Source organism: Paucibacter sp. B2R-40 (assembly GCF_025717555.1).
In the GTDB taxonomy this organism is placed as follows: Bacteria; Pseudomonadota; Gammaproteobacteria; order Burkholderiales; family Burkholderiaceae_C; genus Paucibacter_A.
In genome coordinates, this window is record NZ_JAJIRP010000005.1 from 271,130 (window position 1) to 289,002 (window position 17,873).

The following is a 17,873-nucleotide window of genomic DNA, read 5'->3' on the forward strand; positions in this document are numbered from 1 at the left end:
TGCGCCCGACATGCGGCTTGGCAACCTCAGACGCTGCGACAATCAGGCCATGTTTGCCCCTTCCCAACTCGACGTTCGGCGTTTTTTTTGCGCCACTTATCGCAAGCTGCGCGAGCAATTGCCCTTGATCCCCATGGAGGCGATCGCGGCCGAATGGATAGAGCAGCATCCGGAGTATCACGCGGAGCTGGCCGATGAGGCGGCGGCGCTGGCGGCCGTCTACAGTGTCGAGGACGGTCGTACCAACCCGTTTTTGCATCTATCGATGCACCTGACCATCAGCGAGCAGCAGTCGATTGATCAGCCGCACGGTATCAATCAAGCGATCAATTTGCTGGCCGCCAAACGCAACTCCTTGCATGAAGCGCAGCATGCCGCGATGGAATGTTTGGGGGAAATGATTTGGGCCTCGCAGCGCAGTGGCCTGCCGCCCGATGGCCATCAATATCTGGACTGCGTCAGCAAAAAAGCCACGCTTCGCTAGCGTGGCTTTTGAGATTGGGCCTTGCGCCCCAGGGGCAACTCAGGCTTGAATGGAGCCGCCCAGCGCCTTGCGCTCGTTCTTGCCCGTGGCCGCATACAGGCCCGTGTTTTCGCCAGGCATCAGCACATCAATGGCCCGATCCAGCGCGGCCGTAGCACGCGCCAGCGACTCGCGCTGCGCCGCTACACGCCCCCCGGCCAGCGCCAAGCGATGACGCAAGTTGGGCGGCACGGAGCCACTGCGGGCCGCGTCACTGAAGCGTGCAATCGCTTGAGCCAAGGCTTGGTGCAACTTTGCTGCATATTGTTCGATCGCGCCGGTATCACGGCGCAGCAAGGCGTCGCCGAGCAAATTCAAGCAGCTCTCCACCTCCAACAAGGGCTGTTCAAGCTGCTGGCTGACCGCCGCGGCGTTTGGATCTGAGCTGGGCAAAGCTTGCATGACAATCCCCGCCATAAGGCGTTGAGAACGCGCTGGTTCAGCGTTCAGGTCAAAGAGAAACTGGACTCAAAGTGCCAGGGCTTGAACCATGGCAAGGCCTTCAGGCGGCCTTTTTGCGACATCAATGCGGGGTCATTCGCCCAAGCATTTCTTGCGCATTGGCGATCAATTTTTCGGCAATCACATTGGCGTTCACGGTGAACTTGCCTTCCGTGATCGCCTGAGAAATGCGTCCGACCTTGGCTGCATCAAAGCTGCCGTCTTCGGGCACACCTTGCAAAAGCTGGGTCGCGTTGGTGGACAACTCAAGCTTGGCACTTGCCTCGGGAGCCTGTCTGCCCGCGATCGCCGTGCTGCCACCATTGGCCGATGTCCGTCCCGTTTTGGCCGCAGCGGGTTTGTCTACCCCCACCGGGGATGACGACACTTCAGGGCTATTACCGATCTTCATGGTGCTCTCCATAGACTTGGCAAACGCCCAAGCCTTTCCAGGTTTTGATCAAGCAAGCGCAGATTCTCTCGAAACTGAGCGGCTTTTTCGGTATATCGACACGGGAAAAGAATACTTTAGAACTTTCGACAAAATAACACCCCTGCGTCATGACAAGCAAGCCATGGCGACGAGACTGCCAAGCCGGCGGCAAAAGCTTCAGGAGTGTTGCATTCATAGCAGCATCTCCACATTGCGCTCACCGACCACCCGGCCGGAAACGATCCGGCCATTCTCAAAACGAACTTTGACGCTTTGTCCTTCCAGTCCCGCCGTCAATGCTTGGCCTTCCCTGGCCACCGTATAGCCCGAGCCCACGGCTCGCACCATCACGGTGTCACCAGCAGCAAACCACTGACGCACCTTCAAACTACTGCTGCGTACAGCTTCCCCGGCCGCCAAGGGGCGGCTGAGCGTACGTCCGACCAAGCTGCTGGCATCTGAAAATACCGCACCCGCCTCGGCCGCTATATCTATTTCGGCCGAGCTCAGCAGAGCTTGAGTCAGCAAAGCCCCTGCCGGCAAGGCGTCGGCCGCGACCAGCGCGCGAGCAAAGACCTTGATGGTCACAGGCAGGCTCACATTCCAACGCACCGCGCCGTCAAGGCAACGGATGCCGACGCGGGTTCGGCCCCACATCTGCAGACCCGGCGGCAGATAGGGCTGCGCCTGCAAACAGGGTGCGAGCTTCAACCTGGGGTCAAGCCGGCCGACCTGGACCTCGACTCGGGCTTGCGCAGGCATTCCTGCGCGGGCTCCAGCCTGGGCTATCAGTTGTACTTGCGCGGTCATTTCAGCATTCAAACCACCGGCCTCCTGGGCCTGAGCAGCAAACGAGCCGACGAGCAGCGCCACGACCATACCCGAGGCCCGGACCAAACGGTCGGCGCTCTGGGGGGAAGGTGGGCGAAGCTGGCACATGTCTGAACTTTAGACCCAGCCCCGCCCTTGCCTTACCGCGATATGCACAGCAAAGCGCCTGCTTATTTCGCTAATGTTTTCAAAGCCCGCCCAACACAATCCGTTCACATCGCCTATTCCCTCTTTCGGACTCCGACTGGAGCAAGGAATCAAGGGCCCGAGTTCAAGCTTGAGCCGACTGCGATAAAGAGGAACCAACATGCTGAACCGCCTTACTGATGGCTTGAATTTCCAGACCCAGGCACTGACCCTGCGGTCGGAGCGACAGCGCCTGCTGGCCAGCAATATCGCCAACGCCGACACGCCGGGTTTCCAGGCCAGGGACATGGACTTTGCCCGCGCCTTGCGCGAAGCAAGCTCCGAGAATGCTCAGCCTGGCGCCCTCAGCACGACCCAAAGTGGCCACATGGCGCCGCCGGCCGGTGCACGCAGCGAGTCGCAAAAACTCTACTCCACCGCAGCCCAAACCAATCTGGACAGCAATACGGTGGACATGGACCGTGAGCGCGCCAACTTTGCCGACAACTCGGTCAAGTACGAGGCGACGCTGCGCTTCATCAGCAGTTCGGTGCGCACCGCACTGGACGCGATGAAATCGCACAACGCAGCCTGATCCGGCTTTTTGAGGACAGGAGTACCCGATGTCAATGTTCCAAATCTTCAATGTCGCCGGCAGCGCGGTCAGCGCCCAAAGCCAGCGCCTCAATGTCGTCGCCAGCAACCTGGCGAATGCCGAAACCGTGGCCGGCCCCGACGGGCAGGCCTACAAAGCGCGCCAGGTGGTATTTCAGACCGCTTTGATGGGCGCTGGCAACGACCCGGCCAGCGCCGGCGTGCGCGTCAGCACCATCAGCGAAGACCAGACGCCGGGCCGCCGCGTGCATGACCCCAAACATCCCAAGGCCGATGCCGAAGGCTATGTGACCTACAGCAATGTCAACACAGTCGAAGAGATGGTCAACATGATTTCGGCCTCACGCTCCTACCAAAACAATATCGAAGTGATGAGCACAGCCAAAAGCCTGTTGCTCAAAACCCTGCAACTCGGTCAGTCCTAAGGGCTGAAACAGAAAGCACATCATGGCTGTAAGCGCTGTCACCAACACCACGACCACCAAGGCTTCCACCGATTCTCTGATGCCGCAAGGCAGCAAGAATGCGGCCGAGACGCAGGACCGTTTCATGAAGCTGCTGATCGCGCAGATGAAAAACCAAGACCCGATGAACCCGATGGACAACGCGCAGGTCACCAGTCAAATGGCGCAGATCCAGACCGTCACCGGGGTCAGCAATCTGGATACCAGCATCAAATCACTGTCCTCACAGTTCGTGCAGATGCAGGCGCTGCAAAGCGTCTCGCTGGTCGGGCGCGACGTCAGCGTCGAGGGCAATCGGCTCCAAATGGACCAAGGCACCGGCACCGGCGTATTCGAAATCGCCGCCCCCGCAGACGCCGTCAAGCTGGAGGTCCTCAGCCCGGGCGGCAATGTGATCGATACGGTGCAACTGGGCGCCCAAGGATCGGGACGCCACAACTTCGACTGGCAGTCGGGCAACAACGATCCGACCGCCAAATACAACTTCCGCATCACTGCCACCAAGGGCACCGCCGCTGTGCCCAACACCAGCTACAGCCTCGACAAGGTGATGGCCGTCAATACCAGCGGCGCCAAGCTGCAGTTGCAACTCCAAAACGCCGGCCTGGTTGACTACAGCAGCGTCAAGACCTTCGACTGATTTCACTCCCAACGCACCACAGAACAAGGAACCATCATGAGTTTCCAACAAGGTCTATCCGGCCTCAACGCCGCCGCCAAGAATCTCGATGTGATTGGCAACAATATTGCCAATGCCGGCACCTACGGCGCCAAGTCCTCGCGGGCCGAATTCAAGGAAGTTTATGCCGGCGCACTCAGCGGCGCCGGGGGCAGCCCGATCGGCATCGGTGTGACGCTGGGCTCGGTCTCCCAGCAATTCACTCAAGGCAATATCACCTCCACCGACAACCCCATGGACATGGCGATCAATGGCGGTGGCTTCTTTCAAGTCGGCGACGGCAAGAGCCCGGTGTCCTATTCCCGCAATGGGCAATTCAAAGTCAGCCAGGACGGCTTCATCGTCAACGGCGAAGGCTTCAAATTGCTGGGCTACCCGGCCGACGCCACCGGCGTGATTCAGCCCGGCCTGGCCCAAACCTTGCGGCTGCCAACAGCTGGCATCGCACCAAAGGCGACTACCGAAGTGAAGATGGAGTTCAACCTTGACTCCAGGGCCAGCTACACCGGCAAAACGGTTGACCCGGGCATCAATTTGAAAGACGCCAAGACTTACAACAATGCGACCTCGCTGACCGCGTTTGACGCCAAAGGGCAAAACGTAGCCGTCACTTTCTACTTCCAAAAAGTTCAACCGGTCACCGGGCCCTTGGCTGACCCCCCTACCGACCCCGTTGATCCCTTGGAAACCACCAAGTGGAATGTCTTCGCGACCGCCAATGGCGAGTTCTTCACCAAGGATTCCGCCGGCAACCCCATCCTCACGACACCGGCCGATCCCACCGCCATTCCTCCAACCGTGGCCAGGATGATTTCGCCCTACACCACGCTCGAGTTTGATCCCAAAGGTGGCAAGCCGATTTCACCCACCGCTGAACTGGCGCTGCAAATACCAGCTACTTCCACGGCGACAGGGTCGAGCTTGGAGATCCTCGGAATTTCATTGAATGTGCTGGGAGCCAGCGAAAACGGCTCCAGCTTTGGCGTGACAAATTTGACGCAAAACGGCTACGCCCCGGCCCAATTGGCCGGCATCGTGGTCGAAGGAACCGGCGTCGTGACGGCACGCTACTCGAACGGCCAATCCAAACCGGCCGGCCAGGTCGAATTGGCCAACTTCATCAACCCGCAAGGCCTGCAACCGTTGGGCGGCAACCGCTGGGCGCGCACCTTGACCTCGGGTGAGGCGGTGGTCGGCGTCGCCGGCGACGGAAATTTGGGTCGCATCCAATCCGGTGCCCTGGAAGAATCCAATATCGACTTGACTGCCGAACTCGTCAATATGGTGACGGCGCAGCGCGCCTACCAAGCCAGCGCCCAAACCATCAAGACGCAGGACCAGGTTCTCCAAACCATCGTCAACCTGCGTTGATCACCATGACCCACCCCCGTAGTCGCTTCGCGCCACCCCCTCAAGGGGACAGAGCCCACTGGCCCGGCAAAGCCGGTTGCAGGGGCTCGGCGCCGTCAGACCGGTGGTGCGTCGCAAGTGCACTGCCTGGTCAGACTGGAGGTCCCACATGGATCGCATGATTTACCTCTCGATGGCCGGCGCCAAGGCCTCGATGCAGCGCCAGGACGTGCTTGCCAACAACTTGGCCAATGTCTCCACCAATGGCTTTCGCGCCGAGCTACAGGCGTTTCGGGCGGTGCCGGTCAACGGCGACGGCGCCAGCACCCGCGCCTACGCACTCGAGACCACCACCGGCTACGACCCCAACGGAGGTCCGGTGCAAGCGACCGGGCGTAATCTCGACGTCGCGATGAAGGACAACGCCTGGTTGGCCGTGCAAGGCTTGGACGGCACCGAAGCCTATACCCGCGCCGGCTCACTCGACGTCAATGCCGAAGGTTTGTTGGTGATGCGCAATGGCCTGCAGGTGATCGGCGACGGCGGCCCCATCACCGTGCCGCAGAACACCGAACTGGCCATCGGCACTGACGGCACCATCAGCGCCAAAGACAGCAAGGGCAAGACCAGCACGGTCGCCAAGCTCAAACTCGTCACGCCCGAGGCACCGCTCACGCGTGGGCCGGACGGACTGTTCAGAGCTGCCGAGGGCGACTTGACCGCCAACGCGGACGCTCGGCTGCAAGACGGCGCGCTTGAAGGTTCCAACGTCAGCCCGGTCGAGACCATGGTCGGCATGATCGCCGCCGCGCGCCAGTTTGAGCAGCAGATGAAACTGCTGCAGATTGCCCAGACACAGGGCCAGCAGTCGGCCAAATTGCTCGGCTCCACCTAACGTCGATATTCAAGGACAGTCATCATGATTCGCTCCCTCTACATCTCCAAGACCGGCATGGAAGCCCAGCAGACTCAGCTGGACACCATCTCGCAGAATCTGGCCAACGTCGCGACCAATGGCTACAAGCGATCACACGCCATTTTCGAAGACTTGATGTACCAGAACCTGCGCCAAAGCGGGGCCAACACGACCGAGCAAACACAGCTGCCGACCGGCCTGCAAATCGGCCTGGGCGTGCGCCCGGTAGCCACTGCACGCATCTACAGTCAAGGCAATCTGCAGCAGACCACCAACAACTTGGACATTGCCATCAAGGGCAATGGTTTCTTCCAGATTCAGCAGCCGGATGGCACCACCGCTTATACACGCGATGGCTCCTTTCAACTCAGCGCGGCCGGCCAGATCGTCAACAACAATGGCCTCACGCTGCTGCCCGGCATCACCATACCGAGCAATGCTCAAAGCGTGACAGTCGGCAACGACGGCACGGTCAGCATCACGGTGCCCGGCAACCCGGCCGCGCAGACCGTCGGGCAGATCCAGCTGGCCAACTTCATCAATCCGGCCGGCCTGGACCCCAAGGGCCAAAACCTTTTTACCGAAACGGCTTCGTCGGGAACACCGACGAACGGCGCACCAAGCTCAGACGGATTGGGTGTGCTGCAGCAAGGCTATGTAGAAACTTCCAACGTCAATGTGGTGGAAGAACTGGTCGCGATGATTCAAACCCAGCGCGCCTATGAAATGAATTCCAAAGCGATCCAGACCTCGGACCAGATGCTGCAAAAGCTCGCACAAATTTGAGGCCCATCATGACTAACTCTCGATTCCCCCGGCGTTCGGCCAAGATCAGCCTGGCACTCGGCCTGAGCGTCGCGCTCAGCGCTTGCGGCACGCTCTACCCCGTGCCGCAGGTCGACCTGCAACCCGGCCCGGTGGTGACGCTGCCGTCCCTGCCGCAAAACAGCCCGAGCAACGGCTCAATCTACCAAGCGGCCAGCTACCGGCCGCTGTTCGAGGACCACCGCGCGCGCATCGCCGGCGACACCTTGATCGTGCAGATTGTCGAGAAAATCAGCGCCAGCCAAAGCTCGACCAGCGCCTTGAACAAGAGTGGCACGGTCAGCGGCGAGGTCACCGCCATCCCCTTTGTCAGCCCCAAGGCCTTCGCGCGTGCCTCAACCGCCGGCACCTCGGCCACCGTGGCAGCCGGCAAAGGCAGCAATGAGAACTCCAATAATTTCTCCGGCAGCATCACCGCAGTGGTGACGGCTGTGCTGCCCAATGGCCACCTTTTGATCAGCGGCGAAAAGCAGATCGGCGTCAACCATAACGTCGATGTTCTGCGCTTCTCGGGCCAGGTTGACCCGCACATGATCACGCAGGGCAACATCATCGCGTCGGCCTCGGTGGCCAATGTGCGAATCGAGCAAAAAGGCCGCGGTGCCACTTCCGACATACATGGAATAGGCTGGTTCTCGCGCTTCTTTTTAAACCTTTCGCCGATTTAAGTTTGCGCAGAATCGGTCGTAGAAGTCCCCCTTCACGACCATCATGCAAACCTCCTCAAAACCTACCTCTTTCAGCGCTTGCGGCCCGCTCCTCACGGCCCTGTTGCTGATCAGCATCCTGCTTGGCTGGCCCCATCCGGCCCAGGCAGCCCGCATCAAAGAGGTCGCCTCCGTCCAAGGCGTTCGCAGCAATGCCTTGACCGGCTATGGTTTGGTGGTGGGCCTGGACGGCACTGGTGACCAGACTACCCAGTCCCCCTACACCGGCCAAAGCCTGTCCGCCATGCTGCAACAGTTTGGCGTGACCTTGCCGCCGGGTGTGACGATTCAGCCCAAGAACGTGGCCGCCGTGATGGTGACCGCACAACTGCCGGCCTTCGCACAGCCGGGCCAGCAAATCGATATCACCGTGGCCTCGATCGGCAACTCCAAGAGCTTGCGCGGCGGCACCTTGATCTCGACGCCTTTGCGCGGTGCCGATGGCCAGGTTTACGCGATGGCACAGGGCAACCTGATCATCGCCGGCGCCGGCGCCTCGGCGGGCGGCTCCAAGGTCACCGTCAATCATCTCAGCGCCGGCCGTATTCCGGCGGGAGCCCTGGTCGAACGCAGCGTGGCCACGCCGCTGCAAAACAGCGACTTCATCCAGCTGGATCTGAACTCGATCGACTTCACCACCGCGCGCGCGGTGGCCCGAGCCATCAACAAAGCCAAGGGCGCCGGCGTTGCGCAAGCGGTGGACGGCCGCGTGGTGCGCGTGCGTGCACCGATGGACGCCGATGAGCGGGTCAACTTCATGGCCGATATGGAAAACTTGACCTTCGAACTGTCCGAACCCGCCGCCCGCATCATCATCAACGCACGCACCGGCTCGGTGGTGATCAACCAGGCCGTTACCTTGGCGGCTTGCGCGGTGGCGCATGGCAGCCTGTCGGTGACGATCAGCTCAACGCCGGTGATCAGCCAGCCCAATGCCTTGTCCGGCGGGCAAACGGTGGTCAGCGAGAAAACCGACATTGCCATCAAACAAGAACCCGGCAACTTGATCCAACTGCCGGCTGGGGCCAAATTGGCCGACGTCGTGAAGGCGCTCAACTCACTGGGTGCCACGCCGCAAGACCTGCTGGCCATTTTGCAAGCAATGAAGAGCTCGGGCGCCTTGAACGCCGAGTTGGAGGTAATTTGACATGGCCCTGTCCCCCACTTCGCTGAACGCGGGCGGCAACGACTTCCGCTCGCTCGAGGCACTGCGCGGATCGGCGGTGCGCGATCCCAAGTCAAGCATCCGCGAAACCGCCAAGCAATTTGAGTCGCTCTTCATGCAAGAGGTGATGAAGAGCATGCGAGCCGCCACCATGCCCACCGAAATGATGGACAACTCGGCCACCAAACTCGGCACCGAGATGCTGGACACCCAGTTCGCCGGCAAGATGACAGGCCTGCCCGGGGGCCTGTCGGGCGCGATCGAACGTCACCTGCAGCGCCAATTGGGCCTCAGTGAAAAGACCGCCGAAAAGCCCGCCCTGCAGCCCCTGCCCGCGCTGGCCCAAAAAGGCATCGCGCCACATGTGCAGAGCTTTATTCAAAAGCATGACAGCGCCGCCAAGGCGGCCGAGGCGCAGACCGGCATTCCGGCCAGCTTCATGCTGGCGCAAGCAGCCCACGAATCGGGTTGGGGCAAGCGTGAGATCACCGGCGCCGGCGGCACGCCCTCCTTCAATGTCTTCGGCATCAAGGCCACCTCCAGCTGGACCGGCCGCGTGACCGAAGTGCAGACCACCGAATTCGTCGACGGCAAGCCGCAAAAAGTGATGGCCAAGTTCCGCGCCTACGCCAGCTACGAGGAGAGCTTCAAGGACTACGCCAAAATGATCGGCTCCAATGAGCGCTACAGCAAAGTGGTAGCGCAGGCCCAGAGTGGCGGCGCCGAAGGCTTCGCGCGCGGCCTGCAAAAGGCCGGCTATGCGACCGACCCCGAGTACGCCCAAAAACTGGCCCGCGTCATCAACACCACGGTGCGTGTGCAACGCGCCTTGGCTTGAGACAGCGCGCTGAGGAGCACTGAGCATGGGTTCCCTGCTTTCGATCGGTATCCGCGCGATGATGGCCAACCAGGCCGCCATCCAATCGGTCGGTCAAAACATCGCCAATGCCAATACACCGGGCTATTCGCGCCAATCGGTGATCTTGACAACGCCCAACGGCCAATTCACCGGTGGTGGATTTTTCGGCCGCGGGGTCACTGTGCAAACGGTGGAGCGGGCACACAACGAATTTCTGACCAGCCGGGCCGTAAACTCCAAAGCGATAGCCCATATGGACTCCACCAGCATGGACAAGCTGTCCCAGTTGGAAAAAGTCTTCCCTCCCGGAGAGACCGGCATCGGCGCCGCTGCGGGGCAGTTTCTCAGTGCGATGGTCGACGTGACCAGTCGCCCCTCGGACCCTTCGGCGCGCCAAGTCGTGATGGGTCGGGCGACCGAGCTGGCCTCGCGCTTCTCCAGTGCTGGCCAACAGCTGGGCGAATTGCAAGCCGGCGTCATCAGCGATATGCGCACCAACGTCGATGTGGTGAACCAATTGGCCGAGCAAATCTCTTTTGCCAACCGCGAGATCTCCGGCGCCATCGGCACCGGCCACACGCCCAATGACCTGCTCGACAAGCGCGACCGCTTGATCTCGAACTTGAGCGAGTACATCCAGGTCTCAACGCTTGCGGCCAGCGACGGCTCTGTCGGCGTCTTCATCGGCGGAGGTCAAAGCCTCGTACTGGGTGCCCAGGCACAACAGCTGTCCGTCAGCGTCGACCCCTACGACGTCAAACGAGGCACGCTGAGCATTGGCGATAAAAGCGGCAGCCGTGAACTGGACGACAGCGTGCTGACCGGCGGCTCTTTGACCGCCTTGCTCAGGTTCCAGAACAATGACCTGCAAGATGCCCGCAATCTGCTGGGTCAGATGGCGGCGGCCATGTCGAGTCGGGTGAATGACCAGCAAGCCTTGGGCATGGACTTGTCCGTGCCCCCGGGCAAAGGTGTGCCGCTGTTCGCCGTTGGGGCGCCGCGCAGCCTGCCCTCCGCCACCAATGGTCGTGACGGCACGGGCCGCTTCCTCACCGATGTGAAGCTCACCATCACCAACTCCAGCCAATTGCAAGCCAGCGCCTACAAGCTGCAAACCAACTCCAGCGGCGCCCCCGGCACCTATCTGTTGACGCGCTTGAGCGACGGCTTGCAGACCAGCGTCGTTGACGGCGATACGGTGGACGGATTCAAGATGGACTTCACCTCTGGCGCGCCCGGCAACGGCGACACCTACCTGCTTGAGCCGGTCGGCCAAGCTGCGCTTGAGATGCGCCGGGTGTTGGACCAAACCTCGGGCATCGCCGCCGCCTCGCCGCTGAGTGCGGCGACCAATATTGACAACAAGGGTTCGACCACCGTCAACTCCATGTACGCCGTCAACGCCAAGCTGGACAAAACCCAGGCGCCGATGACGGTAACTTTTGGCGACCCCGACCCGCTCGACCCGGCCAAGCTGCAGTACACCTTGACCTTGGCCGATGGGTCGGTCCTGAACGGCACATGGTCGGCCGGCCAACGCATAGGCAATGAGCCCAATGCAGTACCGCCGATTGATCTGGGCTTCGAGTTGAGCCTCAACGGTGTGCCGCGCAAGGACGATACGATTTCGATCGAAGTGACCAAATATCCGGCGACCAATAACGGCAACGCCAAGGCCTTTTTGAATATTCAAACCGAGAAATTCATCGGCCAGCGACTGCAGCCCGACGGCAGCCTGGCGGTCGGCTCCACCATCAATGAGGCCTATGCATCCTCGATGAGCGAGATCGGCTCGCGTGTGCAGGGAGCCACCTACTTGTCCGGCGTTTCGGTCAGCGTCGCGGCCGAGGCCGAGGCCAGCCGCGCCGGCCAGGCCGGCGTCAACATTGACGAAGAAGCGTCGCGCCTGATGCAGTACCAGCAGGGCTATCAAGCCGCCGCCAAGGTGCTGCAGGCGGCCCAATCCATTTTTGACGAGCTGCTGAGAATCGCAGCCCGCTGAATCAGATCAGTCAAGGAGTTAGCCATCATGCGCTTGTCCACCGCCAATATGTTCGACACCAGCATCGCCACGCTGCAGCGTCGTCAGCAGCAGATGCAGAACTCGCAAACGCAGCTGACTTCAGGCAAGAAGATCGCCAATGCCAGCGACGACCCTACCGGAGCGGCGCGCTCCGAGCGAGCGATGGCCACCATCAGCCGGGTGGATGCCAATCAGCGCGCGCTGGAGGCCAGTCGCAATGGCACCACCTTGAGTGAAGCCGCTTTGGGCGACGCCAATGAGTTGCTGCAACAAATGCGCGAAACCATGGTTTCCGCCGGCAACGCCAGCTATAGCGACTCCGAACGCGTCGGGCTGGCCAATAAGATTGCAGGCCTGCGTGACCAGTTGCTGGCGATTGCCAACCGCGGCGACGGTGCCGGCGGCTTTCTGTTCTCTGGCCAAGGCTCCAGTGACCCGCCCTTCCTCGACCAAGCCGGTGGCGTACGCTTCAACGGCATGTCCGGCAGCATTCAAACCGGCAATATCGACAGCTTCCCATTGACCGTCGACGGGCGCATGGCCTTTGAGCAGGCGCGCAGCGGCAATGGCAATTTCGAGACCATTCCCAAGCCCAATTCGCTCACCGGACTGCCGCCCAAGGGCTGGATCGATGCAGGACGGGTGGCCGACCCCTCGGCGCTGACCGGCCACAGCTACCAAATCAATATCAGTGGCACGGCCCCCGGCACGACCTATGACGTGCTGGACGTCGATACCGGTGCGTCGGTCCAGTCCGGGCTCTATGCCACCGGCAAGGCCATCACCTTTGACGGTATGGCGGTCACCCTGACCGGTGCCGTGGCCGACGGGGATCAGTTCGATCTCGCGCCTTCCACCAACTCGCTCAAACTCTTTGATGTACTGGATCGAACCGTGGCCGAGCTGCGCATGCCATTGCGCGCCGGGGCCGAGATCACGCAGTCCAATTCCGGTCGGGTGCGCGATATTGATGCGGTGATGGTTAACCTGCAAAATGTACGCAGTCAGTTGGGCGAGCGGCTCAACAATCTGGACGGCACCGAGGGCCGGATGGCCGCCTTGAAGCAATACAACCAAGCCGAACGCTCGGCCGCCGAGGATCTCGATATGGTGCAAGGCATTTCCGACTTCCAAAACCAGCAAAACGGCTACGACACCGCCTTGAAGACCTACGCGATGGTGCAGAAAATGTCGCTCTTCCAATACATCAGCTAAGCCATGCGGGCGCCACCTCAACCGATCCGATCGACTAGCCAAACTCAATGAACCATCAGATTCTGGGCGCTGTTGCGCTGGGCTATACGCCCTTGATCGACCGCCAACGCATGGTCACGGCCACCCGCTTGACCGTGATTCCCTTGCGACCCGACGCCAAACTCGAAGCGGTCGACTTGCTCGCCGCAGTGGCCGAAGTTTGGCCTGCCGGTGGCACTCAGGTGATCCTCAATGTCTTGAGCGAAGACCTGCTCGAGAGCCTGTTGCGTACCGCGCCTACGGCCAATGTGATGATCGAGGTGCCGGCCTTTATGGCCACCGACGCCGTCCACGGCGAACTCTTGTTGGCTCTGAAGAAGCGCCATATAGCGCTGCTGCTCAAAGGCTTGCCGAGCACCGCGCTGGCGGCCGATATCAAGCCCTGTTTCAGCCATGTGGTGCTGGATCTGGACGACGAAAGCCGAGGTGTGAGCGACAGCACCGGCCTGCCCAAGCTGCAATCCGGCCTGCGCAGCGCAGCCGACATTGACGCGAGTTTTTCCCGTGGCGTGGCCGGCGTCATCGGTTGGCCCATGCAAGGTGCTTACGAGGCGCCTTCGGTGCCCGGCAAGACAGAAGTTCAGGCCGATTTGCAAGTCATTGTCGAGTTGATGTCACGCATCGACCAGGGCGAAGATGTCGAGCGGCTGGAACAGACCCTCAAGCGCGACCCCAGCTTGGCCTTCAAGTTGCTGCGCTATCTGAATTCGGCCGCCTTCGGCTTGCCGGTGGAAGTGGCCTCGTTCCGCCACGCCATCATGTTGCTCGGCTATGCGCGCATGAAACGCTGGTTGGCCCTGTTGCTGACAACGGCCAGCAAGGACCACGCGATGCGGCCCATCATGTTCGCGGCACTGCGGCGGGGCCTGTTGATGGAGGAACTGGCCAAGGGGATGAGCGACTCCGAACTGCGCGATGAAATGTTCATCTGCGGCTTGTTCTCATTGCTGGACCATATGTTGAAGCAACCCTTCAGCAAGCTCTTGCAGTCGATTCCTATGCCCGAACGCGTGCGCCAGGCCTTGGTCGACGAGACCGGGCCCTACCAGCCCTATCTGGAGTTGGTGCGCGCGATAGAGCATGCATCCCTCTACGACTACCGCAGTGCCGCCGAACAGCTGATGCTGGGCGCCGAGGAGGTCAATATGTGCGTGCTGCGGGCGTTGAGCAAGGCCGCGCAACTGGAGTGAACACCCCAAAGCTCGGCTGGCCCGTAAACTCGGGCCCAATGTCAGAACAGCTCTCTCTCCTGCCGCAAGATTTGGCCGCCCTGCGCGGCCTGTTTGGCTTGATCAGCGACCCGCTGATGTTGTTGAGCGAATCGCTTGATTTGCTGGAGGCCAATGCCAGCGCGCTGAACCTGCTGGAGCAGCCGCCCGGTCAGCACGCCAGCAAGGGTTTGCATGGACTGCAAACCAGCCACGGTGGGCGACTGGGTGACTGGTTGCGCCTGGCCAGTCGGGCCCTCAGCGAAGGGCGCCGCGGCCCGCCGGCTCCCAGCATCAAACTCAGCAGCGGCCAGCGAGCCCCGCTCACCTTGATGGCGCTGCCGCCGCAAGACCCGACCGATCTGGCGCGCTGGCTCTTGCACGCCCGCGTCGAGGACAAGCCGCGCGCCAAGATCGCCACAAGCCTGCAGCCCGCAGCGGCGCACTCGACCCAAGCGTTGCAACAAGCATGCAGCAACGAGGTGAGCAGCCGAGAACATGCCGAGCTGGCCCAGTGGTTCAAACTCTGCCCCCTGCCCATGGTGCTGTTCGATGCCCAAGGCTTGCTGCTGAAAAACAATGCGGCCTTTGCGGCGCTATGCCTGCAATTGCCGACCACGCTGCATGAAGCCGACCCGGCCATCCAGCAATTGCTGGGTTGGCAGGGTGGGCGACTGTCCGCAGACCTGCTGAAGCTGACAGCGCCCGAGGCAACGCTGCAAACCCAGGCCAACTTGCCTGGCTCCAATGGCCGTACACATTGGCTGCAGGGCCGTTTGCAAGCCTTCAGCGGCGGGCAAGGCGGCCTGCCTCAGCGCTATCTGGCCGTGTTGGAGGATCGCTCCGTCGAGCAAGAACGCGACCTCGCACACCAACAGCTCGACGCCTTGATGGATACCGCCGGCGTCGGTTTGGCCACTTTTCAGCAAGATGCAGGCTGGCTGCGCCCACGCGCCTCCCGAGCCGCACATCCAGGCGCCGCAGGTGCCGCACGCAACCCAATGGCCAGCCTGCAAGGCATCAGCCGGGACATCGTCGAGGCGTCATCCTTGCCCGAGTTCGAGCGCCTGCAAAAGGCGCTCAAAAAAGGCGACCGGATCGAAGTCAGATATGCGGTGCGTCACCCCGAGTTGGGCCGGCGCTGGCTGCTCACCCGGGTCGAGCCGGGCCAGCTCAAGTCGGGCCAGCGCACCACCTCGGTTGTCACGCTGGACGTGACGGCGCAGGCGCAAGCCGAGGACCGCAGCGAGCAGTTGCTGCACGAATTGACCACCATCATGGACAGCGCCAGCCTCGGTTTGGCCTATTTGCGTGGCGATCAATTGCTGCGCTGCAATCGCGGGTTCGAGCAAATGCTCGGCTTGAGCGAAGCCCAGACCGTTGGCACGGCCGTCAGCCACTTGTTTGCGGCTTTGCCTGAGTTGGCCGGGCAGGTCCAAGCGGCCTTGCCGGAGTTGCTTGAGCAGCAGACCTTCGAGGCCGAGTTCTTGCAGGTGGGCAGCGAAGAGAAGCAGCCACGCTGGCTCTCGCTGAGCTTGCGCCGCGTCAACCGGCCGATCGACCCCGCCCAGAGCTCCGAGCCGCAGCAGGTCAAGGAGAGCATTGCCGTGATCAGCGACATCAGTCGACTGAAAGCGCAACAGGCGGAGTTGGAGGCCCTGGTGCAGGACCGCGAAATGATGTTCAGCCTCTCCGACGTGGGCATCGCGATTTTGCGCAATGGCCGTGTCACGCGCGCCAATGACGCCTTGGCCCAATTGACGGGCTATCGCATCCATGAACTGAGTGGTTTGGACCATCAAGAGCTGTTCGACAGCTCCCTGGATTTCGACAATCAAAACGACGCTGTCGAAAGCGCCCTCAATACCTACGGCCTGTGGCGCGGCGAACGACGCGTGCGCCGCCAAGACGGCACGGGCCTGTGGATGCAGGTCAGCAAGCGCGTGATGCGCCCGGGCGCGCCGGATGAAGGCTTGATCGCCACCTATGTCAATGTCGATGACCGCTGGCGTGCCCAGCAATCGCTGATGTTGCAGACCGAGCGCGAACGCGCGGTGCTGGATTCGGTCCTGGTCGGCATCGTGACGGTCGGGCGCGGCGGCATCGAATGGATGAACCGCTCAGCGCGGCGCATGTTCGGCGGCGACCTGAGCGAATTCGCGGGCCAGCCGATGAGCATCGTGGCCACGCCCGCGTCCGATCACCCGTTCCGCCAAAGCCACTACCTGGACGAGCTGACCGAAGGCCAGACCGAGGCCTTCGAGTGCCGCTTGAAGGCCTGCGACGGGCGCGAGTTCTGGGTCGTCGGCAATGCCGTCGTGACCGGCGCACGCGCCACAGGGAGGCAGCTGACCTACGCCTTGCTGGACATCGACCGGCGCCGCCAAGCCGAGGCACAGACCCAGCAAGCGCAGGCCAGCCTGAGCCGCATCATCGAAGCTGCGCCCTTGGCGATCAGCTTGCACGACGCCAAGACCTTGCGGGTCGAGCAGATCAACCAAGCCGCTGCCGCGCTGGCCGGGCGCAGCGAAGCGGCCTTGATGGGCGCCAGCCCGGAAGACTTGTTTGGCCGCGAGCAGGGCGAGTTGATTCGCCGCGATATGTTGGCCGCATTGCAGGCCAGCGCCGTCACGCAGCACGAGTACCGGCTGGGCAGTGGCGAGCAAATGCGCGTCTGGGATGCCCGCTTCTTGCATTTGGCCGGCACCAGCGAGGGCTCCGAATCGGCCGAGATAGGTGCGCCGGAACAGCTGTTACTGGTTGCCAGTGATGTGACCGAGCACCGCGCCGCTGAGGAAGCGCGCCTACAGGCTGCGATCTCGCAGCGCGAGTTGCTGGTGCGCGAAGTGCATCACCGCATCAAGAACAATTTGCAGGGCGTGGCCGGCCTGCTGCAGCAAATTGCCGCGCGCCGCCCCGAAGTGGCCAGCGTCATCAATGAAGCGGTCGGGCAGGTGCATGCGATCGCGCAGGTCTATGGGCTGCAAGTCGGCGGCTCCGGGCCGCTGCGGATTCGCCGCGTGATGGATGCCATCATTGGCTCGGTGCAGCGGATGTCGGGGCGCAGCATTGCCACGCACATCGAAGGCGTCAGCGCGCCCCAAGCCAACCAGTGGGCGCTGCCCGAGGCCGAATCGATCCCGGTGGCACTGACGCTCAATGAGTTGTTGACCAATGCCATCAAACACAGCCAAGACAGCGTGGTGTCCTGCACCTTGATTTGTGGCGCCAAGAGTGTGGCGGTCGAGATCATCAATGCAGGCCGGCTGCCGGCCGATTTCAACTTGGCGCAAGTGCCCGGTGGGGTGTCGGGTTTGGGCCTGGTGCGGGCTCTATTGCCGCGTCGCAGCGCGCTGCTGACCTTGGATCAGCGCGAGGAATTTGTCGTCTGCCGGATGGAGTTGCTGGCGCCCAGCGTCAGCCTGTTGACCGAGTCCTGATGCCTTACCGAAAC

17 protein-coding genes are annotated in these 17,873 nt (G+C 61.8%); 14 read left to right on the plus strand and 3 right to left on the minus strand.

Features of this window, described 5'->3' with window-relative positions; all coding sequences use genetic code 11:
• Positions 1-49: 49 nt before the first annotated feature.
• Entirely contained in the window at positions 50-484 is a 435-nt protein-coding gene (locus LNV09_RS12460) for a DUF1841 family protein (protein ID WP_263557402.1), read from the plus strand.
• A gap of 39 nt (positions 485-523) precedes the next feature.
• Here LNV09_RS12460 and LNV09_RS12465 read toward each other — a convergent pair whose 3' ends face one another.
• The 3 genes from LNV09_RS12465 to flgA form a co-directional block, all read right to left on the minus strand.
• Positions 524-925 (minus strand): hypothetical protein, encoded by a 402-nt coding sequence (locus LNV09_RS12465; protein WP_263557403.1) that lies wholly within the window; start codon positions 923-925, stop codon positions 524-526.
• Positions 926-1,046: 121 nt separating this feature from the next.
• Complete coding sequence (flgM, locus tag LNV09_RS12470; RefSeq protein WP_263557404.1) at positions 1,047-1,376, minus strand: flagellar biosynthesis anti-sigma factor FlgM; 330 nt, start codon at positions 1,374-1,376, stop codon at positions 1,047-1,049.
• Between the two features lie 213 nt (positions 1,377-1,589).
• Complete coding sequence (gene flgA / locus LNV09_RS12475) at positions 1,590-2,336, minus strand: flagellar basal body P-ring formation chaperone FlgA (RefSeq protein WP_318023292.1); 747 nt, start codon at positions 2,334-2,336, stop codon at positions 1,590-1,592.
• 199 nt (positions 2,337-2,535) lie between these two features.
• On the opposite strand from flgA, the gene flgB reads away from it, so the two are divergent.
• The 13 genes from flgB to LNV09_RS12540 all read left to right on the plus strand — a co-directional run bounded on the left by flgB (position 2,536) and on the right by LNV09_RS12540 (position 17,859).
• Positions 2,536-2,949, plus strand: a complete 414-nt coding sequence (gene flgB, locus LNV09_RS12480) for a flagellar basal body rod protein FlgB (protein WP_263557405.1) — start codon at positions 2,536-2,538, stop codon at positions 2,947-2,949.
• Positions 2,950-2,977: 28 nt separating this feature from the next.
• Entirely contained in the window at positions 2,978-3,394 is a 417-nt protein-coding gene (flgC, locus tag LNV09_RS12485; protein ID WP_263533451.1) for a flagellar basal body rod protein FlgC, read from the plus strand.
• Positions 3,395-3,416: 22 nt separating this feature from the next.
• Positions 3,417-4,073, plus strand: a complete 657-nt coding sequence (locus tag LNV09_RS12490; RefSeq protein ID WP_263557406.1) for a flagellar hook assembly protein FlgD — start codon at positions 3,417-3,419, stop codon at positions 4,071-4,073.
• Positions 4,074-4,109: 36 nt separating this feature from the next.
• Positions 4,110-5,483: a flagellar hook protein FlgE gene (gene flgE / locus LNV09_RS12495; protein WP_263557407.1), complete on the plus strand. Its 1,374-nt coding sequence runs from the start codon at positions 4,110-4,112 to the stop codon at positions 5,481-5,483.
• A gap of 148 nt (positions 5,484-5,631) precedes the next feature.
• The gene (gene flgF, locus LNV09_RS12500; protein ID WP_263557408.1) at positions 5,632-6,357 is read left to right on the plus strand and encodes a flagellar basal-body rod protein FlgF; all 726 of its coding nucleotides are present in this window, start codon (positions 5,632-5,634) and stop codon (positions 6,355-6,357) included.
• 24 nt (positions 6,358-6,381) lie between these two features.
• Positions 6,382-7,164: a flagellar basal-body rod protein FlgG gene (gene flgG / locus LNV09_RS12505; RefSeq protein WP_263557409.1), complete on the plus strand. Its 783-nt coding sequence runs from the start codon at positions 6,382-6,384 to the stop codon at positions 7,162-7,164.
• Positions 7,165-7,172: 8 nt separating this feature from the next.
• Positions 7,173-7,871, plus strand: coding sequence for a flagellar basal body L-ring protein FlgH (locus LNV09_RS12510; RefSeq protein ID WP_263557410.1), 699 nt, complete (start codon positions 7,173-7,175; stop codon positions 7,869-7,871).
• Between the two features lie 43 nt (positions 7,872-7,914).
• The gene (locus LNV09_RS12515) at positions 7,915-9,057 is read left to right on the plus strand and encodes a flagellar basal body P-ring protein FlgI (RefSeq protein ID WP_263557411.1); all 1,143 of its coding nucleotides are present in this window, start codon (positions 7,915-7,917) and stop codon (positions 9,055-9,057) included.
• Between the two features lies 1 nt (position 9,058).
• Positions 9,059-9,913: a flagellar assembly peptidoglycan hydrolase FlgJ gene (flgJ, locus tag LNV09_RS12520; RefSeq protein ID WP_263557412.1), complete on the plus strand. Its 855-nt coding sequence runs from the start codon at positions 9,059-9,061 to the stop codon at positions 9,911-9,913.
• Positions 9,914-9,938: 25 nt separating this feature from the next.
• Entirely contained in the window at positions 9,939-11,936 is a 1,998-nt protein-coding gene (gene flgK / locus LNV09_RS12525; protein WP_263557413.1) for a flagellar hook-associated protein FlgK, read from the plus strand.
• Between the two features lie 27 nt (positions 11,937-11,963).
• Entirely contained in the window at positions 11,964-13,172 is a 1,209-nt protein-coding gene (gene flgL, locus LNV09_RS12530) for a flagellar hook-associated protein FlgL (RefSeq protein ID WP_263557414.1), read from the plus strand.
• A 47-nt stretch (positions 13,173-13,219) separates the two neighbouring features.
• Entirely contained in the window at positions 13,220-14,401 is a 1,182-nt protein-coding gene (locus tag LNV09_RS12535) for an EAL and HDOD domain-containing protein (protein ID WP_263557415.1), read from the plus strand.
• A 38-nt stretch (positions 14,402-14,439) separates the two neighbouring features.
• The gene (locus LNV09_RS12540) at positions 14,440-17,859 is read left to right on the plus strand and encodes a PAS domain S-box protein (RefSeq protein WP_263557416.1); all 3,420 of its coding nucleotides are present in this window, start codon (positions 14,440-14,442) and stop codon (positions 17,857-17,859) included.
• Positions 17,860-17,873 lie beyond the last annotated feature (14 nt).

What these genes read in the sequence shown, in the direction of transcription:
- LNV09_RS12460 (WP_263557402.1), top strand. Translation starts at nt 50, where the DNA reads ATGTTTGCCCCTTCCCAACTCGACGTTCGGCGTTTTTTTTGCGCCACT.
- LNV09_RS12465 (WP_263557403.1), bottom strand. Translation starts at nt 925, where the DNA reads ATGCAAGCTTTGCCCAGCTCAGATCCAAACGCCGCGGCGGTCAGCCAG.
- flgM (WP_263557404.1), bottom strand. Translation starts at nt 1,376, where the DNA reads ATGAAGATCGGTAATAGCCCTGAAGTGTCGTCATCCCCGGTGGGGGTA.
- flgA (WP_318023292.1), bottom strand. Translation starts at nt 2,336, where the DNA reads ATGTGCCAGCTTCGCCCACCTTCCCCCCAGAGCGCCGACCGTTTGGTC.
- flgB (WP_263557405.1), top strand. Translation starts at nt 2,536, where the DNA reads ATGCTGAACCGCCTTACTGATGGCTTGAATTTCCAGACCCAGGCACTG.
- flgC (WP_263533451.1), top strand. Translation starts at nt 2,978, where the DNA reads ATGTCAATGTTCCAAATCTTCAATGTCGCCGGCAGCGCGGTCAGCGCC.
- LNV09_RS12490 (WP_263557406.1), top strand. Translation starts at nt 3,417, where the DNA reads ATGGCTGTAAGCGCTGTCACCAACACCACGACCACCAAGGCTTCCACC.
- flgE (WP_263557407.1), top strand. Translation starts at nt 4,110, where the DNA reads ATGAGTTTCCAACAAGGTCTATCCGGCCTCAACGCCGCCGCCAAGAAT.
- flgF (WP_263557408.1), top strand. Translation starts at nt 5,632, where the DNA reads ATGGATCGCATGATTTACCTCTCGATGGCCGGCGCCAAGGCCTCGATG.
- flgG (WP_263557409.1), top strand. Translation starts at nt 6,382, where the DNA reads ATGATTCGCTCCCTCTACATCTCCAAGACCGGCATGGAAGCCCAGCAG.
- LNV09_RS12510 (WP_263557410.1), top strand. Translation starts at nt 7,173, where the DNA reads ATGACTAACTCTCGATTCCCCCGGCGTTCGGCCAAGATCAGCCTGGCA.
- LNV09_RS12515 (WP_263557411.1), top strand. Translation starts at nt 7,915, where the DNA reads ATGCAAACCTCCTCAAAACCTACCTCTTTCAGCGCTTGCGGCCCGCTC.
- flgJ (WP_263557412.1), top strand. Translation starts at nt 9,059, where the DNA reads ATGGCCCTGTCCCCCACTTCGCTGAACGCGGGCGGCAACGACTTCCGC.
- flgK (WP_263557413.1), top strand. Translation starts at nt 9,939, where the DNA reads ATGGGTTCCCTGCTTTCGATCGGTATCCGCGCGATGATGGCCAACCAG.
- flgL (WP_263557414.1), top strand. Translation starts at nt 11,964, where the DNA reads ATGCGCTTGTCCACCGCCAATATGTTCGACACCAGCATCGCCACGCTG.
- LNV09_RS12535 (WP_263557415.1), top strand. Translation starts at nt 13,220, where the DNA reads ATGAACCATCAGATTCTGGGCGCTGTTGCGCTGGGCTATACGCCCTTG.
- LNV09_RS12540 (WP_263557416.1), top strand. Translation starts at nt 14,440, where the DNA reads ATGTCAGAACAGCTCTCTCTCCTGCCGCAAGATTTGGCCGCCCTGCGC.